Below are 15,331 nucleotides of genomic sequence, written 5' to 3' on the forward strand. Positions count from 1 at the left end.
TTTAAGGTCTGTCTAGAGCGTTCTTTCCCTTTCCCCCTTCCCGATGAGTGTTTCTGGATCCCCGCCGCATGAGTTTGGGCAGCCTTTATCGTTGGCGCGTCAAGTGGCACAACTGCTGGTGGTGCCGGTTTCGGCCCAGCTGGGCTCCCTGCATACCCCCGCGGAAGGGAGTCCTTACCCCAGTCGAGACGGGTTGAAAAAGCTGATTCAGGAAGTCGGCATCGGCGGGGTTTGGCTGCGGGATGGACATGTGGCGGAGGCGATCCTGCTGGTGGAACAGTTGCAAGACTGGGCTTCCTTACCCCTTTTGGTGGCGGTGGATGCCGGTCGAGGGTTACCTTTGCCAGGGGCAACAGTCTTTCCCCATCCGCTGGGGTTGAGCCGTTTGGCCACTGAAGCCGCATCTTGGGCAGAGCAGTGGGGGCGCATCACCAGTCGGGAGGCGGCGGCGATTGGCATCAACTGGTTACTCAATCCGGTGGCAGCACCGCGGGGGCAGACAGGACTTGAATCCTTGGCTTTGGCAGAGGATCCCGCCACTGTTTTGTCCTTGGCTCGGGCTTTTGTGGGCGGATGTGAGCAAACGGCCATCGACACAGGTAGCGGGATCCTGACTACAGCCTGCTCTTTTCCCGGACTGGGGTGGCCGGATTGGCTTCAGGAGGGTTCTCGATTCGCCACTGCAACACCAAACATCCCCTGGCGACCGCAGCTGACAACGCCTGTCGCCCAGTTGCAAGACACCCTTTGGTTGCCCTTTCGGCATCTAGTCGATCATGTGGGGGCCATACTGGTTTCCCATGTGGTGCTACCGGAGTGGGATGAGCGCTGGCCAATCACCCTCCTACCGGGACGACTGACACAACTGTTGCGTCAGGAGTGGGGTTTTACGGGGTTGATCGTTGTTGATGCTCTGGATCAAGGGTTTCTGGCAGAGCTAGCCGATCCGGCTACGCTGGCGGTGCGGGCCCTACAGGCGGGTGCGGATCTCATCCTGGCCCCTCCCGATCCCATCCAGGTGATGCAGGGCATTTTGGACGCACTACAAGCGGGATCCCAAGCCCAAGGGTATCGCGCTCAGGCATCCCTGAACCCGGCACAAATTGCCCAATCGGTCACGCGCATTTTGCGAGCCAAGCAGCGAACCATGGGCGGGGTATCTTCCTTGCTCAAAGAAGTCTGGCCAGCTTTGGCAGAAACGGACTTTACAACCGTTTTCGGGTGGATGGGGGCAACGGAATGGACGGATCCCGGTTTGCACCGGGGATTCCCAGCCGAACAGCTTAAGCCCGTCTTGTTGGGGGATCCGATTACCAAAGATTCTGCCCTAGGCAAGTTGTTCAGCGTTCGTCCCGGTTTACCCTCCCGGTTACAAGGGGCAGAACGGTTGGCCTCCCTGTTGGCTGAACCAGATATTGCGCCCTGTCAAGCAGCGATGGCCCGGGGCGGTGTGGAGGGAGGCCAACCCCTCAGCTTGCCTGTAGAGCCTGGCTGGTTGAACTGGATTTGGCAGGATCCCCCACTGGGCAGCAGCGAGCTCAGTCTGGAATCTCCCGCCCTCCGGATTCCATCGGCTTTACGCATTCCCCCTTTGTGCAGCGACGCCCTCACCCCCCTACCTCTACTAGAAGCTGCCTTGGCTAACGCCCCAGGGTTGATGGTGCAATTCTTTCTCCAGGATCCCTTGCCCAACTATCTACTGAATGTGTTGCAACAGCAGCGGGAGCGGATCGCAGTTGTCGTCTTCTACGGCAGCTTGCCCCTGTATCGTCGTCTACGGGAGCAATTTCACTGGGCTAACGCGGTACACAGCCTCAACCGGGATCCGTTCGCACAGAAGGAGGTGATGCGGCGGTTGTTCCCCCATCTCGACATTGCAGAGGGATCCCGTGAAGCTCGGCAGACCATTAAGAAAAAGTAAATGCTGTTACAGATTGTTGGCAGAAGAAGGCTCCTGGGCTATGGTGTTGGTTGAAATGTAAACGTTTGAAACAGCTCCTCTCAGTATTGTCTGTGCCTCATTCCCTTTCAGACATCACCGAATCCCACAGCAGCCCGTCCTCTGCCGGCAGCTTCGTGGACTTTGGGCAAGAGCGGCTCACCTCTCAAAGGCAAGATCCCACTCAAAGGAAAGGCCCGACGACCCTACTCTTCGGTTTTCAGGTACAGACCTTCTTCAGCACTTGGGGCAGAAAGTTGAGTCTGAGCCTGATCGGGTTGCTGCTGCTGCTGTTCTCCTGGACTTGGTGGGGAGCAGGAGCAAAGTTGGATCCCTACACAGAAACCGTGCTGAGTTTATCCGGGGAAGTCAGCCATGGTGCATCCCTGTTTGCCCTCAACTGCGCCGCCTGTCATGGAGAAGAAGCCGATGGCCGGGTGGGCCCCAGTTTGCGAGGCGTAAGTAGCCGCCGCTCCGAACGTTTTATCATTCAACAAGTGACCAGCGGCAACACTCCTCCTATGCCGCAGTTCCAGCCGGATCCCCAGGAAATGGCCGACCTGATCAGCTACTTGAACACCTTGTGAGATGTTTCATGGGCCTGCCCCAGCAGATCATATGCTACGCCCTCTGGCTGGGATCCGTGTTTGCATTGGCGGAATGGCTGCGTGCCCGCAAGGTGGATGGGGAATGGGTGCGTAAGGTAATCCACATTGGGGTGGGCAACATCATTTTGCTAGCCTGGGCGTTGCAGGTGCCCCGTTGGCTGGGGGTGAGCTTTTCCCTGGTGTTCGCGGGCCTAGCGCTGCTCTCCTACCGGGTGGCGATTTTGCAAAGTTTGAATGGGGTGGGTCGGCGCAGTTTCGGCACCTGTTTTTACGCCCTCAGCATTGGCCTGTTGCTGTACTGGTTTTGGCTGCCAGAGAGACAACTGTTCGCCGTTATCGGCATTTTGGTCATGACTTGGGCGGATGCTTTGGCGGGCTTGGTGGGTAAAACCTGGGGCCAACACCGCTACCAGCTGGGATCCATTCAGAAAAGTTGGGAGGGATCCCTAACCATGTGGGGGGTGAGCAGCCTGGTGATCGGAGCAGTGTTGCTGGGGTACTTTGGGTTTTCCACCCCTCTGCTGGGCATCAGCCTCTTGGTGGGGGGCATAGCCATGGGTCTGGAGGTGTTCTCCTGGTACGGGTTGGATAACCTGACGGTGCCCCTGGCCAGTGGTGGGCTTTGTTTTATCTTGGTGCAAGGACTAAATTTGTAACAATTGCTACAAAATAGACTTCTCCAGGAGCCGTGGGGTATAGCGTAGAAACAGCCCTCTCCTTCCCCTTCTCATGGTTGCTAGCCCCACACTGGCCTCACCTTCGCCGGCTCACATTTGTCCCTATGCTCAAGCCTGTAGCTACCTTGATTGGGCGGCCCGCGAGCTAAAGCTGGATCCCGGTGTGTTAGCGATGCTCAGTACCCCCCGCAAAGTGGTGACGGTGGCGATCCCCGTGCGGCTAGATAACCAACAGATCCAAGTCTTGGCGGGCCATCGGGTTCAGCACTGCGATATCCTCGGCCCCTACAAAGGTGGGATCCGCTACCATCCGGCAGTCACCCTAGAGGAAGTCTCGGCCCTAGCCATGCTCATGACCTGGAAGTGCGCCCTGATGGGCATTCCTTACGGTGGGGCCAAAGGGGGGATCCCCATCGATCCACGGCGATATTCCGTCCCAGAGCTGGAGCGCATCACCCGCCGCTACACCAGCGAACTGATCAAAGACATTGGCCCCGCCATTGATATCCCGGCCCCTGATATGGGCACCTCCGCCCGCGAGATGGCCTGGATGATGGACACCTATTCCATGAACGTGGGCCATGCAGTGCCAGGGGTAGTGACGGGAAAACCCCTCTCTATTGGCGGATCCCGAGGGCGCGAATTGGCCACCGGAAGAGGGGTGATGATCACGGTGCGGGAGGCTCTGGCCTTGCGAGGGGGATCCCTGGCGGAGGCAACGGTGCTGATTCAAGGCTTTGGCAATGTAGGTGGGGCAGCTGCCAGCCTCCTACATCAGGCGGGGGCGAAAATCCTAGCGGTCTCCCGAGGCTCCGGTGGCATCTACAACCCCAACGGTCTAGATATCCCTGCCCTCAAGGTTTACATGAATGAGCGGGGGGGCAACATGGCGAGCTTCCCTGAGGCTGAGCCGATCAGCAATGCCGAGCTGCTGCTGCAAAAAGCAGATGTCTTGATCCCGGCGGCCTTGGAAAACCAAATTACCGAAGCCAATGCTGACAAAATTCAGGTACAGATCGTGGCGGAAGCCGCCAACGGGCCAACCACTCTTGCTGCCGACCGCATTCTCGAATCTCGAGGGATCACTGTGCTGCCGGATATTTTGACCAATGCCGGTGGAGTGGTGGTCAGCTACCTGGAGTGGGTTCAGGGCCTCTCCTACGTATTTTGGGACGAAGAGCGAGTCAACCAGGAGATGGAGGGCCTGATGGTACGGGCCTTTAGCCGGGTTGTCCAAGAAGCCGCAAATCGTCGAGTGCCGCTGCGGCTGGCTGCCTACACTCTGGGGGTAGGCCGAGTTGCCCAAGCCCTCCAGGATCGCGGCCTATACCCCTAGAAGGTCAGTCCGGCTAATTGAGGGACAGGCTGTAAATTTGATCAATTGAAATGTTTTGAAATGTTTGCCCTGCTTGTGAACTACTCCCGACGCTATGCCTACGGCAGACTACGCCAACATCTTATCCTTCGGGAAGCAAGCTACAGGTAGAGCGCGGGGCTAGGAACGACCTGCGGTCTACCTGCCTAGTAGCTAAAACTCGGCGCTCCGGTACAGGCCGTTCTGGATGAGAGTTTCCTGTGTCTGAACATCGAGGGTCAAGAGTAGAACCCAAGTCCAATCCAGCAAAACTATGCGGATGGCGAGACTCGAACTCGCAAGGTAGAACCACACGCCCCTCAAACGTGCGCGTATACCAATTCCGCCACATCCGCTTCTGAGCTTAATCATCATAGCGGCAGATCCGCCTTGCTGTTAAGGGAACTGCCAACTTTGGCATAGAAAGGGGTCAAAGCTCTGTCCAAAACCGCTCGGAAAGATACTTGTCCGCCCCATCACAGAAAATCGTCACGACCACCCCAGCAGAAAGCTGACGCGCCACCTGCAGCGCTGCCACCACATTTGCCCCAGCGGAAATGCCCACCAATAAGCCTTCCTCCAACGCCAAGCGCTTCACCATTTTCTGAGCCGCTTCGGTGGAGATCTCCAGGTTGAGATCTGGCAGGGAGGGATCGTAAATGTCCGGCTTCAGGGCGGTGGCCATATGTTTTAACCCTTCCAACCCATGAAAAGGCGAGTCCGGCTGCATGGCGACGATTTGTATGTCCGGACGATAATCCCGCAAACGGCGACCTACGCCCATACAGGTGCCGCTCGTGCCCAGTCCAGTGACAAAATGGGTCACCTGCCCTTGAGTTTGTTCCCAAATTTCCACCCCTGTGCCCTGGTAGTGGGCTTGCCAGTTGGCGGGGTTGCTGTATTGATCGGGGTAAAAGTAGAGCTCCGGATCCTCAGCATAAAGGGCACGTGCTTGTTCAATTGCTCCATCTGACCCAAGTGCCGGATCCGTGAGCACCAAATCTACTCCATAGGCGGTGAGGATCTTTTTGCGCTCTGGGCTGGCATTGGCCGGTAAAGCCAGCTTGACCTTGTACCCCAAAGCCGCCCCGATCCAAGCGTAGGCGATGCCGGTATTACCGCTGGTGGCATCCAGAATAATCTTGCCGGGGGTGAGTTTGCCCTGTCTCTCCCCCGTTTGAATCATATTCAGGGCGGGTCGATCCTTCACCGAGCCGCCGGGGTTGTACCATTCTGCTTTGGCATAGAGGCGCACCGTCTCGGGCAGATCAGCAGCAATCCGCCGCAGACGAATCAAGGGGGTCTGCCCCACCAGCTCAATCGGGCTGTCGACGGCAGGGATCAACAGGCGAGAGGAGGATTGAATCGGAGACAAGCGGGATCCCTCGCTAAAAGATGGAGCGTGCCGTAGGCATTGGACAATCACTGCTCATCTTATCCCGGTCTTTTGGGCAATTTAGCCAACAACTTCTTCATCCCTTTCAGGGTTGAGCATTGAGGATTGCAGGCCCAAAACAGGGATCCCATACAACCCCTAGCCCCTGCCCGGCGGCTGACTGTTTTCCCCAGTAGACTTTAAGATAGGGGGTAGAGTGTGAACCATCCCTACAGCACCCTGTTGCTCCGCAACGCCCGCCCCATCTCTGGCGGGGTGGAGGCCGTGATGGTGGAAACCGCACAAAGTGGGAACCTCACAAATCGGAGGGCCATGGCAGAAATTGGCATTGTTACCGCCCAGAATTTCGATCGGCGGCGGGGCCAAATCCATGTTTATGATGGCGAGGGCAAAGGCAAGTCTCAGGCAGCCCTGGGTGTTGTGCTGCGTTCCATAGGCTTAGGCATTGAAAATGCTGCTCCTAGCCGTGTGTTGTTGGTGCGTTTCTTGAAAGGGCCGGGCCGACCCTACGCCGAAGATTCCGCTATTGCTGCTCTGCAGCGGGGCTTCCCTCATTTGATCGATCAGTTACGCACCGGACGGGGAGAGTTTTTCGGGCCAGAAGACATTACCAAGTTCGACCGGCAGGAGGCTCGCCGCGGTTGGGATGTGGCCAAAGGGGCCTTGGCCTCTGGGTTTTACTCGGTGGTGGTGTTGGATGAGCTGAACCCGGTGCTGGATCTGGGCCTATTGCCTGTGGATGAGGTGGTGAGCACCTTGCGGCAAAAGCCGGAACCGATGGAAGTGATCATCACGGGGCGGGGTGCCCCCAAAGAGATCATCGATTTGGCCGACCTACACTCGGAAATGCGCAGTATGCGCCAAGCAGAGGAAGTGAATCGCCACAATGGCCAGTTTCATTCCAGCGGCATTGAAATCTATACCGGAGCAGGCAAAGGCAAATCCACCAGCGCTTTAGGACGGGCTTTGCAGGCGATTGGGCGCGGTATTAGCAAAGATCTCTCCCATCGCGTGTTGATCATGCAGTGGCTGAAAGGAGGGACAGGCTACACCGAAGATGCGGCGATTCGGGCCTTGCGGGAAAGTTACCCCGACTTGGTGGATCACCAGCGCTGTGGCCGGGATGCGATCGTCTGGCGGGGCAAACAGCAGGAGATCGACTATGTAGAGGCAGAACGGGGTTGGGAGTTGGCACGGGCGGCCATGGCCTCGGGTCTGTACAAGACGATCATCATGGATGAACTCAACCCGACGGTGGATCTGGAGTTGCTGGATGTGGATCCGATCGTGCAGGCGCTCCTGCGCAAACCGCGCGATACGGAAATCATTATCACAGGCCGCTGCCACGCCCCGCTGCCCTACTTTGAGCTGGCCTCTGTGCATTCAGAAATGGTGAGCCACAAGCACTATGCTGAGCAGGGGGCCGATCTGCGGCGTGGAGTGGATTATTGACGAGATCTTTTGCAACCATTCTGAATCCAGCTGTGTTAGCTCCCTGTTTGTTACCTCATCTATCACTTCATCCCGATCCGACAAATCTGGCGCATCTGCTGCTCTCTCTGTGTCAGACGGAGGTGTGGGTAGAGGGATCCGAGCATCTTCCCGAAGGGCCGATGGTGGTGGTGAGCAATCATCGCAGTTTTCTGGATGCACCGGTGCTGATTGCGGGGTTGGGGCGCCCGATTCGTTTTGCCTGCCACTATTACCTGTCGCAAGTGCCGCTGCTGCGAGAAATTGCCCTGGGGTTGGGCTGTATTCCTCTCAGACAGGGATCCCAGCGGCAGATGCATTTCTTTCGGCAGGCGCAGGCTAGTCTGGCGGCGGGCATAGGGGTAGGGATTTTCCCAGAAGGGGCTGAGCAGATCACTCGCGAAACTTTGCCCCAGGAGGTGGGGCGTTTTCAGCCCGGTTTTGCCCATTTGGCCTTGGCCTCGGGTGTGGATCCCTTGCCGATTGTGCCGGTGGCGGTGCGGGTGCAGGAAGAATGGCGGGGGGTAGATATCCCAATGGCATTTTTCCGCTGGTTTGATCCAACTGAGCCGATGTTTCAGCAGGAAACCGGGCATCCGGTGGTGTTTTATCGTCGCGTTGCCCTCAAGGTGGGATCCCCCCTTTGGCTGACTCACTCACAGCGCTGTGGATCCCGGCAGGAACGGCTGCAGGTGATTCAACAGTTGGCTGCTACTGCTCGAGAACAAGTACAAGCTGGATTGAACAATTGAGTATCAAGTATGGAGCCAATGGTGTCTACCCTTGTTAGCCCTTCGACAGGATCAAGCTGTGAAGAACGGCCTCTCCTGTTGTATCTGCCAGGGATGGATGGCACAGGCGATTTGTTTTACCGGCAGGCGCAAGCCTTGCAGCAGGAGTTTCGCATTCGCCCCTTGAGCTTGAACCACTCAGAATCGGGGGAGAACTGGGAAGCCCTGGCGGATTGGGTGGGATCCCAACTGGAAGAAGGGGGAACCTACCTATGTGGGGAGTCTTTTGGGGCCTGCTTAGCCTTACAGGTAGCGACTCGTTGGCCGCAGCAGTGTCGGGGCTTGATTTTGGTGAATCCGGCCTCTTCGTTGCGGCGGGGGCCGTGGTGGATGGCGGGCCGCTTTCTATTGCCGTTTATGCCCCAGGGACTTTACCGCCAACTGTCGGAGCGGGGGTTGGAGTTCTTGGCGGAGTTGAGCCAGATGGAGCCTGAAGATCGGGAGCAACTGCGCCAGGCGGTTCACAGTGTCGATCAGGAGGTGGCGGCCCATCGTTTGGCTCTGCTGGGATCCTTTGCGGTGGATGAATTGCCGCTGGAATCCTTGCCTCTGCCCACACTCTTGGTGGCGGGAGGACGAGATCGCCTGTTGCCCTCCGTGAATGAGGTGCGGCGGCTGGCGGAACGGCTGCCCCAGGTACAGGTGGAGATCTCTCCCTACAGTGGCCATGCCTGTTTGTTAGAACGGCAGATGAACCTACGGCGCTACCTGCTGAAGCGGGATAGCCTTCTTGCCCAACCTCTGTTCAGTTCCTCTGGATCACGGTAAGGGATCCCCATAAATCTGGGGTTCTTGCCTTGGCGGGCCTGGGATCCTGCTGGTGCTCGGCTCGATCCAACCAGAGGGCATTGAGTCCTGCCGCTTTTGCCCCCAGGTAATCTTGGTGGTAGCTATCGCCAATGTGCCAGGCTTGCTCAGAAGGGATCCCTTGCGCCTTGAGGGCGGCGTGAAAAATCTTCGCATCCGCTTTGGCATAGCCCACCCGGGTGGAGAGGGTGATGCTGGAAAAGTATTCCTCCAACTGCAGCTGCTTCAACACCGGCACCAGGCGGCTATCGAAATTGGAGATTACCCCCAGCTGGATCCCTTGTTCTCGCAAAGTTTGCAAAACGGGCAGCGTTTCTGGATACAGTTCCCAGGGATCCCTTCCGGCAAACAGCTCAAACACCTGGTCGAAAAAAGCCTCAAATTCGGGGAAACCCGCCAGGGATCCCGTTTGATCGCCCAGTTGCTCGCCAAATTGGCTAAAAGTATCCTGTACCACCTGGTGCCACCAAGCCCGTTCCCAGGCCAACAAATCCGATCCCGTCAAACCTGGTCGTGCCCCCGCTGGAGCCCTAGCGAACGCCTGATAAAACGCCCGATCCAACCCTCGCGGATCCACCCGCACCCCATAGTCTGCCGCCACCTGACCGTAGATTTCCCCCACACTGCCCCGCACCCGAAACAGCGTGCCCACCGCATCGAAAAACAGCACCGACACCATTACTCCCGCGCCTCGTACCGCTCATAAGCATCGACAATCCGCTGCACCAAAGGATGGCGCACCACATCCCGCTGGTCGAAGTAGCAAAAGGCAATTCCTTCCACTCCCCCCAAAATCCGTTCTGCTGTTGCCAAACCCGAAGGGCGGTGGCTGCCCAGATCCGTTTGGGTCAGATCCCCAGTAACCACCATGCGCGACTTAAATCCCAGGCGGGTGAGCACCATCTTCATCTGCTCGGGGGTAGTGTTCTGGGCTTCATCCAAAATAATGAAGGCATTGCTGAGGGTACGGCCCCGCATATAGGCCAGCGGTGCCACCTCGATCACCCCTTGTTCCATCAGTTGTGGCAATTGGGGCGGGTCGATGAATTCAAAAAGAGCGTCGTACAGAGGGCGCAGATAGGGATCCACCTTTTCTACGAGATCCCCTGGCAAGAAGCCCAACTTTTCCCCTGCTTCCACCGCCGGTCGGGTCAGGATCAAGCGCTCGTACTCCCGGTTTTGTAGAGCTGCTATCGCCATGACCGCCGCCAAGTAAGTTTTGCCAGTACCTGCTGGGCCAATACCAAAGCAGAGATCGTGGGCACGAATGGCTCCCACATAATCTTGCTGGCGGGGAGTTTTTGGGCGGATCAATTCTCCTTTGCGCGTCCGGGCTAAAACGGCGGTCTGCGCCTGTTGGTAGGCTGGAGCCTCTTGGTTGGAGAGGGCGCGAAAGGCTTGTTCAGCATCGATAGTAGTGATGGGGTGCCCAGTTTGCCAAAGGGGCTTGAGTAACTCCAGCCATTGCCGCACCTGCTGCCGCTGTTGTGGGGTGCCTTTCAGGTAGAGATCTTGCCCCCGTAAGGTGACCAATGCGCCGCTGTAGCGGCTGATCCATTTCAGGTTGGCCTCTCGCACACCCGCCAAGGACATCGCTTGCTGGGGATCGGACAGAGGAATGACCTCAAAATCAGTGGCGGTGGAGGAGCAGTTGTCGTGCATGCCATGGGTGCTAAGCACCCAGAAGACGTGTGATGGTGATCTTATCAGAAGGGTTCGTGGGGACGCTGTGCATCCTGTGAGATCAAAGACCTTCACAAATCTGGGCCCAGGTCTGAACCCATAGTCAATGTATCCTGGAATACGAACTTAAGAAAGATCCTTCTCCCCCCAGGATTACCGCCAAGCCCGAATTCGGGCTTAAATCACAATAGTTTAACGGATCCCTAAGAGATATTGCAAAGGGCCTTTTTTGAGAATCTTGACTTTATCCATCAAGTAATCTTGGTATATCATTGAGGGCGTCTATAGACCGACTGATCTTCGCTTTGGTTGAAATCTTTAGTTGAAATCTTTGGGGCCTCTGCTCAGACTGGTCTTCCATTTTTTTTTGATTTAGGCAACTTTTGTTAACGTTCCTGGATCCCAGATTTTTAGGATCCATCTTGTGTCACTTTCGTTTTGAAAGATTTCCCGAAAAAGGAGAAACCTATGTCTACTCAATCTGCATCTGATACTTTGGGGTTGCCGGAAATGCAATTGGCTTCTGTTCCTGCCCAGATCATCTGTGATGGCAGTGACTTGGATTGGAGTCAGGCTTTGGTGATTGAGGGTAGCCATCCTGAAGAAGAGGGGTTGCAGGCGTGGATCTGCTTCCGAGGGCTACGGGTGAATCAAGATCTGGGCAACATTCTGCGCTGGGAGGAGCGTCCGCTACGGGCTAGCCGGATCCGATTTTCCGTCAACAATGTAGCCTGGCGCTACGGCTTCTCCTTTTCCACCGGGATCAAATCTCCTCTCGGTAAAGGGATCCCTACCCCCGACGGCTGGCGCTATCCTGGTCTCTGCCGCTACGGCATTGTTTTGTTCCAACCCAACGCCCAACTGGTGGCCCATCAGGTGCAAGAGGCTTCGCTAGAGCGGCCCCAAGAGGTAGATCTAGATCCCAATCTGGATATTGGGTTCAATGTCAACGATGCCAAAGGCAGTTACGGCGACAACAGCGGCAGCTTTGATGTTTACCTGCAAGTGGTGGGGTGAAGTACCCGACGCTCATCGCAAGCGATAGAACGCGGGCTTCTCTAATAGTTTTTCCACCACAATCACTTGATTCTCGTTTGCTATCTTGAAGGATAGCTTGTGATGAAAGTCTTTTCTAAGCTGTGCAATCTTGCTATGCACCTTAGCAATTTTTAACCGCGCTTTATTCCTGTTTTTTTCTATCTTTTGAACGTCTGGATAGTTTGCACTGTTTGTGTTTTAGGTTGCGTTTATCCTTCTTGAGGTAGCGAGGATTGGCAAGCCTAGAGCCCTCAGAAGTGATAGCGAAGTCTGTCAATCCCAAGTCAATTCCAATGGCATTCTCATCGCTAGACTGTTCTGGCTTAGTCGCGCCATCTTCTACTACCAGAGAAGCAAAGTATTTACCATCTCGATAGCCATCGCGTACAGCCAAAATGCTTGGCTAGTGTGATAAGCTGCTCATTGGTGGGATAAATTCTGACCTTAATTGTTTTCAAAATGTTTCTGTGTCAGTATAAATCTGACATCGTGATAAAGCGCTATCTGTTAAGAATTGGAGATATTTTGTTCCTTTGCTTTGCTCAGTCACGCGGCTCTCATCCCGACGCTACGCCTACGGCAGGCTACGCCAACACCTTGCCCTTCGGGAAGCAAGCTACAGGTAGAGCACAGGGCTAGGAATGACCTGTGGTTTACTCGCCTAGTAGCTAAATCCCAGCGGTTGCTTTTGACAGGGATCCCAACCGAGCTGACGCAAGAGAGTTGCCGGGTCGGATCCCATCTTCTACAATGGTTGAGCTACTTACTGGGAGGGATCCCAGTTGGGGCTTCTGTACCTAGTTTTGCTGAACCTGGATAGGTTTGAGCTTAACTGGAGAGGTGGCTGAGTGGTTGAAAGCGGCTTCCTGCTAAGAAGTTACGGGGCCTAAAACTCCGTCGAGGGTTCGAATCCCTCCCTCTCCGTTCTCTACGATTTCACCGCTTATGTGGCAGGCGTGGCTCCTGAGCCGATGGGGGATAGCTCTCTGGCTCAATTTTGCTCTGGTGTTCTTGGGCCTGTTGAGTCCACAGAAGGCATTAACGCGAGCGGGGGTCATCCATGCGGGTCTTCTCGGGCTATTGGTTTGGGGGGGCCTGGGGGAGCGGGGCTATGGGGTGGTAGCGGCCTACTTTTTGATCGGGACGGCAGTGACCAAGCTAGGGATCCGTCGTAAGCAAGCCCAAGGAATCGCTGAAAAGCGGGGTGGGGCACGGGGGCCAGAAAATGTCTGGGGATCCGCTCTGACAGGGGCAGTTTGTGCGGTTGGCTATGCCCTCTTTTCTCATCCCTTGTGGTGGTTGGGGTACAGCGCCAGCTTCGCGGCGAAATTGGCGGATACCGTCAGTAGTGAAGTGGGTAAAGCCTATGGCCGCAAGACCTTTTTGATCACCACCTTTCAAGCAGTACCAGCGGGCACAGAAGGGGCGATTAGCTTAGAGGGATCCCTGGCGGGAGTAGCGGCAGCAGCAGGACTTTCGGTGTTGGCTTGGGGCATTGGTGGGGAATGGGTGGGAGCCAACCTGCTTTGGTTGGTTATCTGCTGGCTGGCTGGGATCCTGGCGACCCTGGCGGAAAGTTGGATCGGGGTGGTATTGCAACCTCGCTTTGCTTGGATGACCAATGAGGTGGTGAATGGTCTGCAAACCACGTTGGCGGCTCTTTTGGCAGTGGGAATGGGATCCCTGGTAGGGATTGGTCGATGAGGGCGTGCGGAGCACGATACAGCCTTTTCCAGCGTGATCGACTACAGCCAGTCCAAGTCAATCTTGCTATACAAGGTGCGGAGCACCACTGTTTGCCTGAGAAGGATTCAGATCCGCCTAAGGTCACCCAGGCTTTGGGTTAGTTAGAAGGCTCTTCGTAAAGTTGGAAAAGGTAAAGCTGGAAAAGGCTGCGGGAGGGAATTCACTAAGATGCTAGGATCCAGAACACTCCGACTGCTCTGAGTATGACCCCCGAGCAAGAACAGTTGCTTACTGCTGCCATTCTTGAACTGAAGCAGAACTTCAATGTTTTGACGGAAAATCTAGCTCGGCAAGAAACTCGGCAAGACAGACTAGAAGAACTCCTAGCTCGGCAAGAAACTCGGCAAGACAGACTAGAGCGCAACCAAGAGATACTGATGCAACTTCTGCAGCGGTTAGATGCCCGAGTGGATAATCTATCTCGCAGCCAAGCAACCTTAGAGGAAGCGACACTGGCGGCACAACGAGGTCAGGAAATGCTGTTGGATCTTATGCTACAGACCAATCGCACCCAAGAACGGCTAGCTCAACTGTTGGCAAACCAGGAGCAACGCCTCAGCCAACATGACGAAACTCTTGCTCAGCTCGCGGAGACCATTCAAGAAATCCGCTCCTACATCCGCTTTTCCCGAGAAAACGGACATCGTAATGGCGGATAGCTTCAGTTAAACTTGTTTGTCTCGGGCTTGGTCAGGCTGGGATCCCGGCGGATTTCAGCTCTGTTATCGCTATCCGAGACCCCTTGTGAGCTAGTAGAACTTAACCCACCTTCAGCCACCAGTTCTGCCGAACGGGCGATCTCGAAGATACTTTTCACCACACTGGTCAGAGGGATGGCGACGATCACCCCCAGGATACCCCCTAGTTGCGCCCCCACCAAAAGGGCGATCAAGATCCACACCGGATTCAAGCCGATCAACTCCCCCATCAAGCGTGGGGCGATCACCCGATCCTTCACCTGCTGCACGATCAAAGAAACCAACACTACCTTTAGGCTCAGCCATATATCTTGAAAAGCCAGCAATACTGCCGCCGCCCCGATGCCGATGACTCCGCCCACCAAGGGGATCACCTCTAGTAAGCCGATCAACAGCCCAAACAACAGCCCAAAGGGCACCCGCAAAACACCAAAAACCGGCACCAGCATCAGGGCCATGATGAACCCCAACACCAACTGGCTGATCAAGAAATTTTGAAAGCTGAGGGTGAGGGCTTCGCCGATGCGTGGCCCCCAAGGTTTGGGAAACAGGCTGAGCAGCCCGTACCAAAACTGCCCCCCGTACAGCAACATATAAAGAGCCAACACTAGCACCAGAACCAAATCGATCACCTGGTTAAAGGTGCCCAGGAGAATATCCAACGATTGTCCGGCAATTTTCTCGGCACTGGCTTGCAGGCGATTTAGAAGGGTATTCACCAGCTCCGTTTGACCAAAGGGAAGATTAATGTTGCGCTCAGTCGCCCAAAGGCTGATTTGGCTGAGCCAATTTTGTAATGTATCTACCCAATCCGGGATCCGCGCCCCCAATTGAACCACTTGCTTGGCCAAAACCGGCACCACCGCAATCCCCACCAGCACCAGAATGACGACCGACAGGGCAAAGACTAGAGTCACCGCCAAGGCTCGACTGACCCGATAGCGCCGCAACACTTGCACCGGATAGTTGAGCAAAAAGGCCAGCACTGCTGCCGTCAAGATATTGGTGAGCAGATGCCCAAATAGCTGACCCACCCGCATGGCCAGCCAGCCGCTAATCACGATCAAAATCCAGGTGAGCAGCAACCGCTGCAAAGGAGAGAAACGATTCATGCCGGAGTCGAC

Annotated in this window: 17 protein-coding genes and 2 tRNA genes; 11 read left to right on the forward strand and 8 right to left on the reverse strand. The window is 55.9% G+C overall.

Annotation, left to right across the window (positions count from 1 at the left end):
* Positions 1-43 precede the first annotated feature (43 nt).
* From L1047_RS01190 to L1047_RS01205, 4 genes are all read left to right on the forward strand, one after another.
* A complete protein-coding gene (locus L1047_RS01190) occupies positions 44-1,921 on the forward strand; it encodes a glycoside hydrolase family 3 N-terminal domain-containing protein (RefSeq protein ID WP_235276798.1) in 1,878 nt (625 codons plus the stop codon).
* Between the two features lie 92 nt (positions 1,922-2,013).
* Complete coding sequence (locus L1047_RS16710) at positions 2,014-2,526, forward strand: c-type cytochrome (protein ID WP_443081670.1); 513 nt, start codon at positions 2,014-2,016, stop codon at positions 2,524-2,526.
* A gap of 8 nt (positions 2,527-2,534) precedes the next feature.
* The gene (locus L1047_RS01200; RefSeq protein WP_235276799.1) at positions 2,535-3,203 is read left to right on the forward strand and encodes a diacylglycerol/polyprenol kinase family protein; all 669 of its coding nucleotides are present in this window, start codon (positions 2,535-2,537) and stop codon (positions 3,201-3,203) included.
* A gap of 73 nt (positions 3,204-3,276) precedes the next feature.
* Positions 3,277-4,560, forward strand: coding sequence for a Glu/Leu/Phe/Val family dehydrogenase (locus L1047_RS01205; RefSeq protein WP_235276800.1), 1,284 nt, complete (start codon positions 3,277-3,279; stop codon positions 4,558-4,560).
* Between the two features lie 293 nt (positions 4,561-4,853).
* Here L1047_RS01205 and L1047_RS01210 read toward each other — a convergent pair.
* Together L1047_RS01210 and L1047_RS01215 are read right to left on the reverse strand one after the other, a co-directional pair.
* Positions 4,854-4,934: transfer RNA gene (locus tag L1047_RS01210), tRNA-Leu, on the reverse strand.
* A gap of 74 nt (positions 4,935-5,008) precedes the next feature.
* Positions 5,009-5,953, reverse strand: coding sequence for a PLP-dependent cysteine synthase family protein (locus L1047_RS01215; RefSeq protein WP_235276801.1), 945 nt, complete (start codon positions 5,951-5,953; stop codon positions 5,009-5,011).
* A gap of 333 nt (positions 5,954-6,286) precedes the next feature.
* On the opposite strand from L1047_RS01215, the gene L1047_RS01220 reads away from it, so the two are divergent.
* Genes L1047_RS01220 through L1047_RS01230 form a run of 3 tightly spaced genes read left to right on the forward strand, consistent with a single transcriptional unit; the run spans position 6,287 to position 9,003 of the window.
* Positions 6,287-7,426 carry a cob(I)yrinic acid a,c-diamide adenosyltransferase gene (locus L1047_RS01220; RefSeq protein ID WP_235278828.1) on the forward strand — a complete coding sequence of 380 codons (1,140 nt, stop codon included), beginning with the start codon at positions 6,287-6,289 and terminating at the stop codon, positions 7,424-7,426.
* A gap of 47 nt (positions 7,427-7,473) precedes the next feature.
* On the forward strand, positions 7,474-8,196 hold the full coding sequence (locus L1047_RS01225; protein ID WP_235276803.1) for a lysophospholipid acyltransferase family protein: 723 nt from the start codon (positions 7,474-7,476) through the stop codon (positions 8,194-8,196).
* 18 nt (positions 8,197-8,214) lie between these two features.
* Positions 8,215-9,003, forward strand: coding sequence for an alpha/beta fold hydrolase (locus L1047_RS01230; protein WP_235276804.1), 789 nt, complete (start codon positions 8,215-8,217; stop codon positions 9,001-9,003).
* Here the strand turns inward: L1047_RS01230 and L1047_RS01235 are convergent.
* Entirely contained in the window at positions 8,981-9,721 is a 741-nt protein-coding gene (locus L1047_RS01235; RefSeq protein WP_235276805.1) for an HAD-IA family hydrolase, read from the reverse strand. The genes L1047_RS01230 and L1047_RS01235 overlap by 23 nt on opposite strands.
* Entirely contained in the window at positions 9,721-10,704 is a 984-nt protein-coding gene (locus L1047_RS01240) for a PhoH family protein (protein WP_235276806.1), read from the reverse strand. Before L1047_RS01240 ends, L1047_RS01235 begins: the two co-directional genes overlap by 1 nt.
* A gap of 489 nt (positions 10,705-11,193) precedes the next feature.
* Between L1047_RS01240 and L1047_RS01245 the strand changes: the two genes are divergently transcribed.
* Positions 11,194-11,742, forward strand: coding sequence for a hypothetical protein (locus L1047_RS01245; protein ID WP_235276807.1), 549 nt, complete (start codon positions 11,194-11,196; stop codon positions 11,740-11,742).
* Positions 11,743-11,754: 12 nt separating this feature from the next.
* Here the strand turns inward: L1047_RS01245 and L1047_RS01250 are convergent, their stop codons facing one another.
* From L1047_RS01250 to L1047_RS16715, 3 genes are read right to left on the reverse strand one after another with little or no spacing between them, the layout of a single operon-like run.
* Positions 11,755-11,883: a transposase gene (locus L1047_RS01250; protein WP_235276808.1), complete on the reverse strand. Its 129-nt coding sequence runs from the start codon at positions 11,881-11,883 to the stop codon at positions 11,755-11,757.
* A gap of 22 nt (positions 11,884-11,905) precedes the next feature.
* Positions 11,906-12,157, reverse strand: a complete 252-nt coding sequence (locus tag L1047_RS01255; RefSeq protein WP_235276810.1) for a transposase — start codon at positions 12,155-12,157, stop codon at positions 11,906-11,908.
* Positions 12,126-12,221 carry a helix-turn-helix domain-containing protein gene (locus L1047_RS16715; protein WP_443081671.1) on the reverse strand — a complete coding sequence of 32 codons (96 nt, stop codon included), beginning with the start codon at positions 12,219-12,221 and terminating at the stop codon, positions 12,126-12,128. The genes L1047_RS01255 and L1047_RS16715 overlap by 32 nt, the downstream gene beginning before the upstream one ends.
* A 376-nt stretch (positions 12,222-12,597) precedes the next feature.
* On the opposite strand from L1047_RS16715, the gene L1047_RS01260 reads away from it, so the two are divergent.
* From L1047_RS01260 to L1047_RS01270, 3 genes are all read left to right on the forward strand, one after another.
* Positions 12,598-12,687: transfer RNA gene (locus L1047_RS01260), tRNA-Ser, on the forward strand.
* A 21-nt stretch (positions 12,688-12,708) separates the two neighbouring features.
* Positions 12,709-13,467: a TIGR00297 family protein gene (locus L1047_RS01265; RefSeq protein WP_235276812.1), complete on the forward strand. Its 759-nt coding sequence runs from the start codon at positions 12,709-12,711 to the stop codon at positions 13,465-13,467.
* A 245-nt stretch (positions 13,468-13,712) separates the two neighbouring features.
* A complete protein-coding gene (locus tag L1047_RS01270) occupies positions 13,713-14,168 on the forward strand; it encodes a hypothetical protein (protein ID WP_235276814.1) in 456 nt (151 codons plus the stop codon).
* Between the two features lie 2 nt (positions 14,169-14,170).
* On the opposite strand, the gene L1047_RS01275 is transcribed toward L1047_RS01270, so the two are convergent.
* Complete coding sequence (locus L1047_RS01275) at positions 14,171-15,319, reverse strand: AI-2E family transporter (RefSeq protein ID WP_235276815.1); 1,149 nt, start codon at positions 15,317-15,319, stop codon at positions 14,171-14,173.
* Between the last annotated feature and the right edge of the window lie 12 nt (positions 15,320-15,331).

It is taken from the genome of Synechococcus sp. Nb3U1 (assembly GCF_021533835.1).
Classification (GTDB): Bacteria; Cyanobacteriota; Cyanobacteriia; order Thermostichales; family Thermostichaceae; genus Thermostichus.